This window comes from Planotetraspora sp. A-T 1434 (assembly GCF_025420585.1).
Classification (GTDB): domain Bacteria; phylum Actinomycetota; class Actinomycetes; order Streptosporangiales; family Streptosporangiaceae; genus JAOEGB01.
Genome location: NZ_JAOEGB010000009.1, coordinates 91,006 through 103,876 on the forward strand (window position 1 = coordinate 91,006; position 12,871 = coordinate 103,876).

Consider the following 12,871-nt stretch of genomic DNA (forward strand, 5'->3'; position numbering starts at 1 on the left):
ACCTGCGCCTGCTCCTACGGCAACCCCCACGCGGGGGAGCTGCCATTGGCCGGGACGTCTTGTGGCCGTGATGGACGCTGACCTTGCCGAGTGATCAGTGCCGTCTCGCCTCTGCGCAGCGGAATCTCGATCGTTTCCGTTCCCCGATATGGCAGGGATTTGCCGTACTCATCGCGGACTTCGATCGGGCCCTCGACGCCGTGCCGGATCCGCAGCGGCTCACCCGCCTCGCTGCGGATCCTGATCCATTCGGTACGACTGTCGCTGCGCCAGGCGTCCACCAAGAACGCGCCCTGCGTGCGCAGTCGTTCGATTGAGACGTCGGCCCAGGTCGCGGAGACGGCGGGGAACACCGTGACCACCCCTCCGTGGCTCTGTATCAGCATGTCGAGCACTGACTGGGCAGCGGCCAGCGGGCTCTCGATGGCGAGGTTGCCGCCTTCTCTGTACATGGTGTTGGGGGTGATGGCGCAGTTGTCCACGACGTTGCCGTCGATGAAGAAGCGCAGGTACGAGAGCGCCTCCTCCGGATTGCCGAACAGCGTCTCCATCGAGGAGGCCGCTGCGAAGCTGTAGCCGTGCCACCGCTCCCGCATGCTTGCCCAGTGCTCAAAGCTGCGCCTGTCGAGCGACTCCTGCAGCGGATACAGCCAGAGCAGGTGCGAGTAGTGCCGGTGCGACTCCGCTAACGGCACGTTCGCCCCGATCATTACTCCTTGCTCGCCCGCGTGGTACGGCACCAGCCGCGTGAGGATCTCCTGCCACCGGGGCCTGAGCGGGTCGTCCAGGCGTAGCCGGTCGGCGCTGTCGAGGAGGGTGCGGCAGCCCCAGCGGATGAGCGAGAGGTCGTAGGTGGCGTCGGAGGCGTTCGCGTACTCGGGGGAGCGGGTCTCGGGCAGGTGCAGCCTGCCGTCCGAGCCTTCTACGAGAAAGCGGGCGTAGTAGTTGATCGCACCGGTGAGGATGGGGTGGAGGACCTCGCGCAGCACGCGGTCGTCCATGCTGTGGCGGTACGCGAGCCAGACGTTGTGCATGCCCCAGGTAAGGTTGCCCGTGTGGTCGTTCGGGCTCACGCCTGGCACGCCGACGTATCGCGGCCCCGGTCTGAGCATGTGGTCGCCCGGATGGCACAGCGCGTATGACTTCCCATCGCGATAATCCGGATTTACGTTAAGCTCCAGATTTTCACGATATTTCCGGAAAGTCGTAGTTATGGCATCCAATTCCGGGTGATTCGAGCCGTTGATCAGCGGATAGGAGACTTGGACGTTGAGATTCCACCAGATGTTGGTCCAGCTGTTTCCCGCCTCGGGGAACCACGGGCCCCACTCGGTCACCACAGGCGCGTTTGCTCTGGTGGCCGAGGCTATCTTGTAGAGCTGGATCCAGTAGAACCGCTGCAGGAGCTTGTCCGGAATCGACACCAGGCTGCGCCGGTAGAACCGCTGCCACCACCGCCGATGGACCAGGACGTGCGCCTCCGGGTTCCCGTCGAGCACGTGGCGTACGTTCCGCACCGCCTCCTCGACCCCCGTCGAATCCGGGTACCCGTAAACGATGGTTGCCGCGAGCACTCGCTCGGTCCCGTTCCTGACCTCACGCCAGGCCGTGGTGTACCCGCCTCCGGCGTGCATGGGCTGCTCGACGTACCCGTCGGCGACCACCGGCTCGGGATTGCCGCTGTATTCGGGCGGACGCCGGATCGTCCTGGTCGTGTATGACGGCAGCGGCGTGAACCCCCACACCACCGACTCCTCTCCAGGGCTCGGCGTCGTGGACACCAGCAGCACGCCGCGATGGCTGAGCACGAGCGCGCTGAGCCGGACGCTGCCCAAGGTGGTCGTCACGGTCCCGGTCAGTTCGGCCCTCTCCAGGTCCAGCCGCCAGTCCACCGCCGTGACCGTACCGGCGAAGGTCAGCGTCAGGTAGCCGATGGGCAGCCTTGAGTACCCGATCGCCGCCTCCCACTGCCCACGCTGATCCTGCACGAGGGAGTGGTTCAGCATGAACCGCAGAACGTTCCCCTCGCCACCCTTGTTGTAGACGTGCACTCCGAGAAACCCGTTGCCTAGGAACGGCCCGTTCTGCCAGCCACTCGGCAGCCGCTTCCAGACCATGGTGGCGTCACGCAGGACCTCCCCGTGCACGTCCCTTCCCTCCGGCACGGCCGCGGCCCACGCGGCGGGGGAGGTCATGACCACGGCGGAGGCTCCCGCGCCGAGGACGAAGGCGCGGCGTGAGATTTCGGTCATCGGGCGGATCCTTCCGAGGGAGCGCGAGAAGGTGTAGTTGGTGAGAGGGGTCAGGGTCAGAAGAGAAACCTCCTTGAAGGCGGTCCACGGTGACGGACGCAGCGAAGCAACAAAGACATCCGATGAATCTGCGTCAGCGGCCACGATTTCTCGGCACTTCTGCCCGAATGGTGGTGCTAGCGAGTCAATTCATCTGATGATTAAGAAGATCTAGTCAGCCGACCATGTCTGTCAAGTCCTGTCTCGCCCCTTGACTCACGCTGCGGAGAACACAGGGGAGCGAAGCCGTTCGGCGGAGACCTTGCATGATCACGGCGAAATTCGGTTACCTGACCGGCTCTCTAGCTGTACGGCCGGCGTGGACCAAGCCGGGGATGGCCCTCACGGGCCCAGGTCAGGGGCGGAGAGGCGGGTGTGGCGGGGGATGGGCTCGCGGCCGGGAGGCTGGCGGAGCCGTTCGGTGGGGTCGGGCGTGATGGGGGTGGGGCGGGTCACCGCGTGGTCGCCCACGGTGAACTCGTCGCCGTGGTGCTCCAGCGTGAGCGGCGGGCCGTCCAGGAGCCGGTAGCTCGTCTGGCCCGCGGTGATGTCCACCCGCAGGAGGCGTCCTCGATAACGCAGCCGGAAGGCGAGCCGCGTGATGCCGGACGGCAGCCGGGGGGCGAACCGAATCCGCCCCTGGCGGGCGCGCATCCCGCCGAAGCCGGCGACGAGCGCCGTCCAGGCCCCGGCGAGCGAGGCCATGTGCACCCCGTCGCGGGTGTTGTTCTCCAGGTCGCGCAGGTCCATCAGCGCCGCCTCGCCCAGGTAGTCGTAGGCGAGGTCGAGCTGACCGACCTCGGCGGCGAGCACCGCCTGGGTGCAGGCGGACAGCGACGAGTCCCGGACGGTGAGAGCCTCGTAGTAGGCGAAGTTGCGGGCCTTCTCCTCGGCGGTGAACGCGTCGCCGCGCAAGTGCATGGCGAGCACGAGGTCGGCCTGCTTGACGACCTGCTTGCGGTAGAGGTCGAAGTAGGGCACGTGCAGCAGCAGCGGATACTGCTCGGGCTTGGTGGCGGCGAAGTCCCACACCGCGTGTTCGGTGAAGCCCTCGCTCTGCGCGTGGACGCCGAGCCGCTCGTCATAGGGCACGAACATCGCGGAGGCGGCGTCCCGCCACATCGCGATTTCCTCCAGGCCGACCCCGAGCTGCTGAGCGTGGTCGGTGTGACGGGTGGCGGCGTCGGCCGCGGCGCGGAGGTTCTGCTGGGCCATCAGGTTGGTGTAGACGTTGTTGTCCGCGATCGCGCTGTACTCGTCGGGGCCGGTGACCCCGTCGATGCGATACCGCCCGTCGACGTCGTGGTGGCCGAGGGCGCACCAGAGCCTGGCCGTACCGACCAGCAGCGGCACGCCGGTGTCCCGCTCGAAGGCGGTGTCCTCGGTGGCGTCGACGTACCGCGTGACCGCGTCGGCGATGTCCGCGTTGATGTGGAACGCCGCGGTGCCGGCCGGCCAGTATCCCGAGCACTCCTCGCCGTTGATGGTCCGCCAGGGGAAGGCCGTGCCGTGGAGCCCCAGCTGTTCGGCGCGGTCCTCGGCCTTCGGCAGGATCGACTGCCGCCAGCGCAGCGCGTCCGCCGCCGCCCGCGGATAGGTGTAGGTGAGAACCGGGAGGACGAAACTCTCCGTGTCCCAGAAGGCGTGGCCGTCGTAGCCCGAGCCGGTCAGCCCCTTGCCCGGGATGGGCCGCCGTTCCAGCCGGGCGCCCGCCTGCAGCAGGTGGAACAGCCCGAACCGGACGGCCTGCTGCACCTCCGCGTCGCCCTCGACCTCGACGTCCGCGCCGGCCCAGTAGTCGTCGAGGAACGCCCGCTGCTCGCGCACGAGGCCCTCCCATCCGGCCAGCCTGGCGGCCGCGAGGGCGGCGACGACCTGGTCGTGCATGGCGGGCCGGGAACGCTTGGCCGACCAGCCGTAGGCGAACAGCTTCACTATGCGGAGCCGTTGACCGGGGCTTAGCCGGGTCGCCACGGTGAGGCGGCTGACGTCGTCGGAGCCGTCGGCCTCGATCCGCGTGCCCTCCGGGCCGTCGACGTGGTGGCGCATACCGGCGGCGACCCGGAGCCCGCTGGCGCGGGTGGTGTGGATCATCACCGCCATGGTCTTCGCGGCCGCGTTCTCCTCCAGGACCAGGGGAGCCTGCAGCGCGGCGGCGGCGCGCGGGTCGTTCTCCATGCCGGGCAGGGTCTCGTTCGCCACCAGCTCCGACTGAACGACCACACCCAGCGGCTGACCCACGGGCTCGACCTCGTAGTGGACGGCGGCGACGGCCCTGTGGGTGAACGACACCAGGCGGGTGGAGGTGATCCTGACCTCGCCATCGGCGGGGGAGCTCCAGTGCACCCGGCGGGTCAGGGTGCCGGCGCGGAAGTCGAGCACGCGCTCGTGCTCGTGTAGCGTGCCGTACCGCACGTCGAACGGCTCGTCGTCGACGAGCAGCCGGATCAGCTTGCCGTTGGTGACGTTCACCACGGTCTGGCCGGACTCCGGGTACCCGTAGCCCGCCTCGGCGTACGGCAGGGGCCGCAGCTCGTAGACGGAGTTGAGGTAGGTGCCGGGGAGGCCGTGCGGCTCCCCCTCGTCGAGGTTGCCACGCAGGCCGATATGCCCGTTGGACAGCGCGAACACCGACTCGGTCTGGGCCAGCACGTCCATGTGCAGGCGGCACTCGCGGACCGACCAGGGCTCCACCTTGAACGCGGGATGCTGGATCATGGCCGCTCCAGCAGTTCGGCGAGGTCGGTGACGACGATGTCCGCCCCGTGTTCGCGCAGCTCGTCCGCCTGGCCGGCCCGGTCGACGCCGACCACGAAGGCGAAGCCGCCCGCCCGGCCCGCCTGCACCCCGGCCAGCGCGTCCTCGAACACCGCCGCCTCGGCGGGCTTGAGGCCGAGCGCGTCGGCGCCCGCGAGGTACATGTCCGGCGCGGGCTTGCCCGAAAGGCCCCGCCGCTGGGCCACCGCGCCGTCGATCCGCGCCTCGAAGAGGTCGGCGATCCCGGCGGCGGCCAGGATCCGCTCGGTGTTGGCGCTTGACGAGACGACGGCGCGGTGCATGCCCGCTTGGCGGGCGGCGCGCACGTACCTCACCGAGCCCTCGAAGAGGTTCACGCCCTGCTCCTCCAGGACCTCCCGCACGAGCGCGTTCTTGCGGTTGCTGATCCCATGGACAGTGGGGGTGCCGGGCGGGTCGCCGGGCGTTCCCTCGGGGAGGCTGATCCCGCGGGCGGCCAGGAAATCCCGCGTGCCGTCGAGCCGCCTCTTGCCGTCCACGTAACGGTCGTAGTCGGCGACCGGGTCGAACGGCGTGAACGGCTCTCCCGTCCGCTCGGCCCGCTCCCGGAGGAACCGGTCGAACGTCTTCTTCCAGGCGGCCGCGTGGACGGTGGCCGTGCGCGTCAGCACGCCGTCCATGTCGAACAGGCAGCCTCGCACCCCGTCGGGCAACCCCAGCATCCGCATCCCTGCTTTGATAGGAGTCCTCGGAGGTCACGTACCCCGTCCGCGGCCCGCTTCCCCCTCCGGGGCCGCGCGGGACGGCGGGCGGTCCGAGGACGGCCACACGTACGGAAGATCGTCGGGGTCGCCGGGGAAGATCGGCCGGTAGAACGCGGGGTCCTTGCGGAGCAGGGCCGACCGGTGGCTGAGGTGGAGGGCCGGGTCGCCGAGCCACGGCGGGAGCTCGCCGGCGTCCCCGAGGGCCCGTTGCGATCGCGGTACGGCGATGCCCACGCTGCCGAGCAGTTCGCGCGTGAGCGTGGCCGCGCACGTGTCCGCCCGGCCCATCTCGCGCCAGACGTCGCAGATCTCCAGGCCGTAGCGGACCAGAGCCTCCTCATATCCGGTCCACATGCGGGCCACGGGATGGTGCCGCCAGCCGTACCCGGGCACCGTCAGCGCGCGCAGGACCTGGAGCGCCTCGACCCGCTGCTTGCCGAGGCGCAGCGGGTCGAGCACCCGTGCGGTCGCGGCGAAGCCGGGGTAGGGCAGAAAGGTCTGCATCTCCTCGGATTGGTTACCCGTCCGTCTCCGAAATATCCCAGCTCAGACCGGGCGCCTCCGACCGGGAGTGCGCCACGGGTGTCACCCGAAACCGGGCGATTCACCCTTCACGCCTCGCCCTTGACAAACGTCACGCGGCTACTACAAAAATGCCCAATAGTCGTGCCAATTGCGGTCAGCGACACACCTCTCGTTCGCAGATCGTGGTCCGGGTCGTGGAGCAGCAGCAGATCCAGCGACCTTAGGATGCGCTGGGGCACCCCGGCGGAGGGGCCCCCGCTGCGCCGAAATCACTCAGTTGAAGACCTTTGATCGAAGGCGTTCAGTCGAAGACGACGATCTGGCGGAGCACCTCGCCGCTCCTGAGGGCGGCGACGGCGTCGTTGAGGTCGGCCAGCCGGATCCGCGAGCTGATCATGCTGTCGAGGTCGAGCTTGCCGGCCTTGTAGAGGTTCGCGAAGAAGGGGAAGTCCCGGCGCACATCCGAGCCGCCATAGAGGGAGCTGAGGATGTTCTTGCCCTCGAACAGCAGGTTGAAGGCGGTGAGCGGGACCAGGTCGTCCATCGCCCCCGCGCCGACGATGATCACATCGCCGCCGCGCCGGGTGGCCTGCCAGGCCGTCATGATCGCGGCGGACTTGCCGACGACCTCGAAGCCGTAGTCGAAGCCCTGGCCGCCGGTGATTGTCGCGATCGCGTCCGTGAGCTGGTCAGGTGTGCAGGCGTGCGTCGCGCCGACCTTCTTGGCCAGCTCGTGCTTCGACTCCAGCGGGTCGATCGCGAGGATCGTGGTCGCTCCCGACACCCGGGCGCCCTGGATGACCGACAGGCCGACCCCGCCGCAGCCGACGACGGCCACGGTCGTCCCCGGGCGGACCTTGGCCGTGTTGATCACGGCGCCGACGCCGGTGGTGATGCCGCATCCGATCAGCGCGGCCGCCTCGTACGGAATCTCGGGGTCGACCTTGATGGCGCCCTGCCACGGGACAATGATCTCTTCGGCCCACGTGCCGCAGCCCGCCATGCCGAAGGCCGGCGACTGGCCGCCGTAGACGAACCTGGCCTCCATGAAGCTCTTCATGACGTAGGTCATGCAGAGGAACGGCTGACCGACGGCGCAGTTGGGGCAGTCCCCGCAGGCGGGGGTCCAGCTGATGACGACGTGGTCGCCGGGCTGGACCGACTTAACGTGCTCGCCCACCTCCACGACCTCGCCCGCGCCCTCGTGCCCCGGGATGACCGGCAGCGGCATGGGCAGGACGCCCGAGAGGACAGAGAGATCCGAATGGCAGACCCCCGTCGCCTTGATCCGCACCCGGACGTCCTCCGGGCCGACGGGCGTGAGGGTGAAGTCGTCCCGGATGTCGAGCTTTTCGTCGCCGACCGCGTGCAACAGAGCGCCGCGCATAAGGACCTCCTGGGGGTGACTCGTCTTCGAGCGTGGGTGTTTGTCCGGTTACTCCGGCGATGACTCTTCGAGTGAGAGTGCGGCTTTGGGGCAGGCGCGGACCGCGTGCCGCACGCGGTCCAGCATCTCGGCGGGAGGCTCCGGGATCAGGACGTGCAACTGGTCGTCGTCGTCGACCTCGAAGACCTCTGGGGCCAGGCCCATGCAGACGGCGTTGGCCTCACAGACCAGGTAATCGACCTTGACCTTCATAACCAAGCTCTCCCTTTGTACGGCTGCTCGTCCCGCGATCCCGTGCCCACCTGTGAGATCGCGAAGACCGCTATCGCCCCACGTTAGCGCCGGACAGCTTGCGGTGATCCCAGGAGACGACGCGGGACGGCTCGACGACGAAGGCGACCCGCTTGCGGCCGGTGTGCGCGACGTACTCCCGGAGCGGTTCGACGTCCGCCTCGGGTGCCGTCATGCCGGTCATCCGCCGGGTGACGTCCATGCCGACCCCCAGGACGTCCGACGGGTCGTCGATGAGCCGGGCCGTGCCGTAGATCATGACACCGCGCAGCTCGAAGTAGTCGTCCCCCGCTTCGATCAGGCAGGTGACCCGTGGGTCGCGCCCGAGGTTGCGGGTCTTCTGGGCCTTGCCGTACGTCCAGAAAGTGATCTTCCCGTCGCGGAGGCCGTAGAACATCGTGACCATGTGCGGCGTGCCGTCGGGATTGATCGTGCCGAGCTGGAGCTTGCGGGCGTCTCGCAGGAAACCGGCGATCTCCGCCTCGTCCATCGTGATGCCGGCGCGCTGGTTCGCTTGGTTCACGCTGCAAAGTAGAACACGTTCCATAAGGCCCGACAAGGGGCGAGTGGAAGCTTGTTCCGGTGGCCGAGCGGTAGCCGTTCCCGGATAGGGTTCGACCTCGGCGGGCGGCCCCCGCCGGCCGTACGTACTCGGGTGCAGAGGGAGATCATGACCGTCACGATGCCCGCGGACCTCCGTCGTTTCGCCGAGCGGGCCAGAGGCTTCATGCCGCCGGACGAGGGGCTCGCGTTGTTCGACGTCGCCTGCGAGTACGGCTCTCGCGGCCCCATCTGCGAAATCGGCACATACTGCGGCAAGTCGGCCATCTATCTCGGGGCGGGCGCTCGGCAGTCGGGCTCGGTCGTGTTCACGGTCGACCACCACCGGGGATCAGAGGAGATCCAGCCGGGCTGGGAGCATCACGACCCCGAGCTGATGGACCCGCGCTTCGGCCGGATGGACTCGCTGCCGTTCTTCCGCGAGACCATCGCCTCCGCCGGGCTGGAGGACGAGGTCATCGCCGTCGTGGGCGCCTCGGCGACGGTCGCCCGGTTCTGGAACACCCCGCTCGCCGTCCTCTTCATCGACGGAGGCCACTCCGACGACCCGGTGACCAGGGACTACGAGGGATGGGCGCCCCACGTGATGGAAGGGGGAGCGCTGGTGTTCCACGACATCTACCCCGACCCGGCCATGGGCGGCCAGGCCCCCTACCGCGTCTACCAGCGCGCGCTGGCCTCCGGAGCCTTCAAGGAGAACAGAACGGTAGGCTCCCTCCGCGTCCTGGAACACCTCTAGCGCCTCTAGCGCGTGATCATGCACGGGTTCCGCGGTTTGCCGTGTGAACTGCGCCTCCGCCGTACGTGATCATGCACGCGTTCCGTCGAGTGTCGCATGGCCTGCGGTCATGCCGTACGTGATCATGTAGGCGTCGGCGTGCGGCGCTCTGTGGCCGTGTGGTTTTGCCGTACTCAGGCCCTGGCGCGCTCGCAGCCGCATTCGCCGGTGATGCGGACCTGCTGACGCCCGGCCTCGCGGAAGATGCCGGACCCGGGCGTGGCCTCGGCCAGGGCGTCGGCCGCCAGGATCACCGCGGCGGCCGTGTACCCCGACCGCTCGTGCGGGAAGTGCTTCTCGTTGACGAACTGCCAGCCGGTCCAGTAGGAGCCGTCCTCGTGCCGCAGGTGCTGCATGTCCGCGAACACCGCCAGGGCCCGCTCCCGGTCTCCGGCCGCGTCGAGGGCGAGCACCAGCTCGCAGGACTCGGCCCCCGTGACCCACGGCTGGTCCGACACACAGCGGACCCCGAGGCCGGGCACGACGAAGGTGTCCCACTCCAGGTCGAGCCGCCGGCTCGCCTCCGCGCCGCGTACGGCACCGCCCAGGATCGGGTAGTACCAGTCCATCGAGAAGCGGCTCGTGTCCGCGAACGCCTCCGGATGGGCCGACAGGACGTGTCCGAGCTGGTCGGCGGCGAGCTCCCAGTCGGGCTGCGGGTCGTTCAGCCGTTCGGCGAGCAGGACCCCGCTGCGCAGCCCCTGGTAGATCGACGACGACCCGGTGAGCAGGGCGTACGCCGCGGGCCGGCCGTTGGCGTCGCGCTCCCAGGCGATCTCGCCACGGGTCGTCTGGAGGCCGACGACGAAGTCGAGCGCCATGGCCACCGTCGGCCACATGGCGCGGGCGAAGCCCTCGTCACCCGTCACGAGCAGGTCGTGCCAGACCCCGACGGCGACGTAGGCGGCGTGGTTCGACTCGCCGTTGGTCTCCGTGGGCTCGCCGCCCACGAGCTTCATCGGCCAGGATCCGTCCGGCCGCTGGTGCCGGACCAGCCAGTCGTAGCCTCTGCGCGCCTCTTCACGGAGCCCGGCCACGGTCATGGCCATGAGGCACTCGACGTGGTTCCAGGCGTCCACGTGCCCCTCGGGCCACGGCACGCCGCCCTCCGCGTCCTGGATCGCCGCGATGCTCCTCGCCGTCTGGATCACCTGCTCGGCGGTGATGATCCCCGGTACGGCGGGGACCCCCGTCATGCGGGTTTCCGGACGTAGACCACCACACTCTTCCCGATCAGAGGGTTCAGTACGGCTTCCGCGATCCGGGTGGCGGCGGGGCGCTTCATGATGTCCCACACCAGGAGCTCGTGATAGGCCTTGGCCAGGGGGTGGTCGTCGTTGTTGACGCCGACCGCGCACTTGATCCACCAGTACGGCGAGTGCAGGCCGTGGGCGTGGTGATGGGGGCCCACCTCCAGGCCGGAGGACTTGAGCTTGGCCTCCAGCTCGGCCAGCGTGTAGATGCGGATATGTCCGCCGGGGGCGGTGTGGTAGTCCTCGGACAGGGCCCAGCAGATGCGCTCGGGCAGGAAGCTCGGGACCGTGATGGCCGCCCGGCCGCCCGGCTTCAGTACTCGGGCGATCTCCCGCATCGCGGCCATGTCGTCGGGGATGTGCTCCAGGACCTCGGCGGCGATCACCCGGTCGAAGGAGGCGTCGGGGAACGGCATGTCGAGCGCGTCGCCGACCACGGTCTCCCCGGAGGCCCCGTCAGGGATCTGGCCTTCCTTGTCCATGGCCGCGAACATGGACGCCACGCCTTCGAGCTCGGCGGCGTCCATGTCGAAGGCGACCACGTCGGCGCCCCGGCGCAGCACTTCGAAGGCATGCCTGCCACCACCGGCGCCGAGGTCCAGAACACGGTCTCCTCGCCCGACGGGCAGCCGGTTGAAGTCGACGGTCAGCACTCACGCCACCTTTCCATGATCGTGCGGATTTGCCGTGCGGAAGCCGTAAGCGCGTGCGTTCCCGTGCCGGGAGCGTGCGGGAGCCGTACGGGGCCGGGGCGAGTGGAGTCGCCAGGCCGCGCCATCCTGCGGGGGCCGTGCGGGTTTGCCGTGCGGGAGCCGTACGCGCGTGGGTTCCCGTGCGGGTTTGCCGTGCGGGAGCCGCACGGGCGTGGGTTCCCGTGCGGGAAGCGTGCTGGAGCCGTACGGGGCCGGGGCGGGCGGGGTCACCGGTCGGAGGCCGTGCGGGCGGGCGCCGTGCGGGCGGCGATGGCCTCGCGGTACGCGCCCACGGTGCGCTGGGCGACGACGGGCCACGCGTAGCGCTCCATCACACGGTCGTAGCCCCTGCGGCCGACCGCCGCGCGCTCCTCGGGGGAGTCGAGCAGGCGGCGCAGGACCGCGGCGAGCTCCTCCGGGTCGCCCGGGGCGACCTGGAGGGCGGCGTCGCCGACCACCTCCGGCAGGGCGCCCGTCCTGGAGGCGACGAGCGGCGTGCCGCAGGCCATGTGCTCCACGGCGGGCAGCGAGAAGCCCTCATAGAGCGAGGGGACGACCGAGACCTCCGAGGTGGCGATCAGCTCCGCCAGCTCCTCGTCCGAGATGCCGTGGACGAATTTCACGTGGTCGTGCAGTGAGAGCTCCGCGACAAGCTTCTCGGTGGGCCCTCCCGGCGTGGGCTTGCTGACCACGGTCAGGTTGACGTCCCGTTCGGTGGCGAGCTTGGCGACCGCCCGCAGAAGCGTCGCGACGCCCTTCATGGGGGAGTCGGCGCTGGCCACGGCCACGATCGAGCCCTCGCGCTTGGGCAGGTGGGGGCGCGGGTGGAAGAAACGGGTGTCGACGCCGAGCGGGATCAGCCGCATGTTCGACTGGGGGACGTTGAAGTCGCGGTGGATGTCGGCCAGGGACGACTCGCTGACCGTGAGGATCGGGTTGAGCCGGGGGGCGACGATGCTCTGCATGCGCACGAACCCGTACCAGCGCCGCATGGAGAGCCTCTTCCAGCCCTTGGCGGCCTTCAGCTCGATCCGCCGGTCGACGCTGATCGGGTGGTGGATGGTCCCCACGACGGGGAAGAGCTTCTGGATGCCCAGCACGCCGTAGCCGAGGGTCTGGTTGTCCTGGACGACGTCGAAGTCGCCCTGCCGCTTCTTGAGCTCGCGGTAGGCCCGCAGGCTGAAGGTGAGCGGCTCGGGGAAGCCGGCCGTCCACATCGTGGCGACTTCCAGGGCGTCGATCCAGTCGCGGTATTCGCCCAGCTTGGGCGTCCGGAACGGGTCGTCGTCGTTGTAGAGGTCGAGGCTCGGGACCTTGTTGAGGATGACGCCCTCGTCGAGCTCCGGGTACGGCTGGCCGGAGAAGACCTCCACGTGGTGCCCGAGGGCCACCAGTTCACGGCTGATGTGGCGTAAGTACACCCCCTGGCCGCCGCAGGTGGGCTTGCTGCGATAGGACAGCAGCGCGACTCGCAGCCTCTCCGCCAAGGGGTACCCCTTTCCAGCTGTGCCCCCCGAGGGGCTGCCACCGAACCCTACCATTTGACCTTAGAGGGGGCAGATAAGGTGAAATTGTCCCTCGCCTGGCCCGCAC

The 12,871-nt window shown here is 69.2% G+C and carries 11 protein-coding genes; 1 reads left to right on the forward strand and 10 read right to left on the reverse strand.

The features are described 5' to 3' along the window. Window positions 1–14: 14 nt before the first annotated feature. The 7 genes from N5079_RS13840 to N5079_RS13870 form a co-directional block, all read right to left on the reverse strand. On the reverse strand, window positions 15–2,252 hold the full coding sequence (locus tag N5079_RS13840; protein WP_261584068.1) for a glycosyl hydrolase family 95 catalytic domain-containing protein: 2,238 nt from the start codon (window positions 2,250–2,252) through the stop codon (window positions 15–17). Window positions 2,253–2,633: 381 nt separating this feature from the next. Continuing rightward, complete coding sequence (locus N5079_RS13845; RefSeq protein ID WP_261584069.1) at window positions 2,634–5,009, reverse strand: glycoside hydrolase family 65 protein; 2,376 nt, start codon at window positions 5,007–5,009, stop codon at window positions 2,634–2,636. Then, on the reverse strand, window positions 5,006–5,749 hold the full coding sequence (locus N5079_RS13850; protein WP_261584070.1) for an HAD family hydrolase: 744 nt from the start codon (window positions 5,747–5,749) through the stop codon (window positions 5,006–5,008). Before N5079_RS13850 ends, N5079_RS13845 begins: the two co-directional genes overlap by 4 nt. 33 nt (window positions 5,750–5,782) lie before the next feature. After that, complete coding sequence (locus tag N5079_RS13855; RefSeq protein ID WP_261584071.1) at window positions 5,783–6,295, reverse strand: MSMEG_6728 family protein; 513 nt, start codon at window positions 6,293–6,295, stop codon at window positions 5,783–5,785. A 322-nt stretch (window positions 6,296–6,617) separates the two neighbouring features. After that, on the reverse strand, window positions 6,618–7,703 hold the full coding sequence (locus tag N5079_RS13860; protein WP_261584072.1) for a Zn-dependent alcohol dehydrogenase: 1,086 nt from the start codon (window positions 7,701–7,703) through the stop codon (window positions 6,618–6,620). A 48-nt stretch (window positions 7,704–7,751) separates the two neighbouring features. Further along, window positions 7,752–7,955, reverse strand: coding sequence for a ferredoxin (locus N5079_RS13865; RefSeq protein ID WP_261584073.1), 204 nt, complete (start codon window positions 7,953–7,955; stop codon window positions 7,752–7,754). 70 nt (window positions 7,956–8,025) lie between these two features. Then, on the reverse strand, window positions 8,026–8,517 hold the full coding sequence (locus N5079_RS13870) for a pyridoxamine 5'-phosphate oxidase family protein (protein WP_261584074.1): 492 nt from the start codon (window positions 8,515–8,517) through the stop codon (window positions 8,026–8,028). 147 nt (window positions 8,518–8,664) lie between these two features. On the opposite strand from N5079_RS13870, the gene N5079_RS13875 reads away from it, so the two are divergent. Continuing rightward, the gene (locus tag N5079_RS13875; protein ID WP_261584075.1) at window positions 8,665–9,294 is read left to right on the forward strand and encodes a class I SAM-dependent methyltransferase; all 630 of its coding nucleotides are present in this window, start codon (window positions 8,665–8,667) and stop codon (window positions 9,292–9,294) included. 173 nt (window positions 9,295–9,467) lie between these two features. Here N5079_RS13875 and N5079_RS13880 read toward each other — a convergent pair whose 3' ends face one another. The 3 genes from N5079_RS13880 to N5079_RS13890 all read right to left on the reverse strand — a co-directional run bounded on the left by N5079_RS13880 (window position 9,468) and on the right by N5079_RS13890 (window position 12,819). Continuing rightward, the gene (locus N5079_RS13880; RefSeq protein ID WP_261584076.1) at window positions 9,468–10,529 is read right to left on the reverse strand and encodes a prenyltransferase; all 1,062 of its coding nucleotides are present in this window, start codon (window positions 10,527–10,529) and stop codon (window positions 9,468–9,470) included. Next, on the reverse strand, window positions 10,526–11,239 hold the full coding sequence (locus tag N5079_RS13885) for a class I SAM-dependent methyltransferase (protein ID WP_261584077.1): 714 nt from the start codon (window positions 11,237–11,239) through the stop codon (window positions 10,526–10,528). Before N5079_RS13885 ends, N5079_RS13880 begins: the two co-directional genes overlap by 4 nt. Window positions 11,240–11,505: 266 nt before the next feature. After that, window positions 11,506–12,819 (reverse strand): glycosyltransferase family 4 protein, encoded by a 1,314-nt coding sequence (locus N5079_RS13890; RefSeq protein WP_261584078.1) that lies wholly within the window; start codon window positions 12,817–12,819, stop codon window positions 11,506–11,508. Window positions 12,820–12,871 lie beyond the last annotated feature (52 nt).

Bases quoted from the DNA above. Each gene is read 5' to 3' on its own strand.
- N5079_RS13880 (WP_261584076.1), bottom strand. From the start codon at position 10,529: ATGACGGGGGTCCCCGCCGTACCGGGGATCATCACCGCCGAGCAGGTG.
- N5079_RS13860 (WP_261584072.1), bottom strand. From the start codon at position 7,703: ATGCGCGGCGCTCTGTTGCACGCGGTCGGCGACGAAAAGCTCGACATC.
- N5079_RS13845 (WP_261584069.1), bottom strand. From the start codon at position 5,009: ATGATCCAGCATCCCGCGTTCAAGGTGGAGCCCTGGTCGGTCCGCGAG.
- N5079_RS13875 (WP_261584075.1), top strand. From the start codon at position 8,665: ATGACCGTCACGATGCCCGCGGACCTCCGTCGTTTCGCCGAGCGGGCC.
- N5079_RS13850 (WP_261584070.1), bottom strand. From the start codon at position 5,749: ATGCTGGGGTTGCCCGACGGGGTGCGAGGCTGCCTGTTCGACATGGAC.
- N5079_RS13890 (WP_261584078.1), bottom strand. From the start codon at position 12,819: ATGGTAGGGTTCGGTGGCAGCCCCTCGGGGGGCACAGCTGGAAAGGGG.
- N5079_RS13865 (WP_261584073.1), bottom strand. From the start codon at position 7,955: ATGAAGGTCAAGGTCGATTACCTGGTCTGTGAGGCCAACGCCGTCTGC.
- N5079_RS13855 (WP_261584071.1), bottom strand. From the start codon at position 6,295: ATGCAGACCTTTCTGCCCTACCCCGGCTTCGCCGCGACCGCACGGGTG.
- N5079_RS13840 (WP_261584068.1), bottom strand. From the start codon at position 2,252: ATGACCGAAATCTCACGCCGCGCCTTCGTCCTCGGCGCGGGAGCCTCC.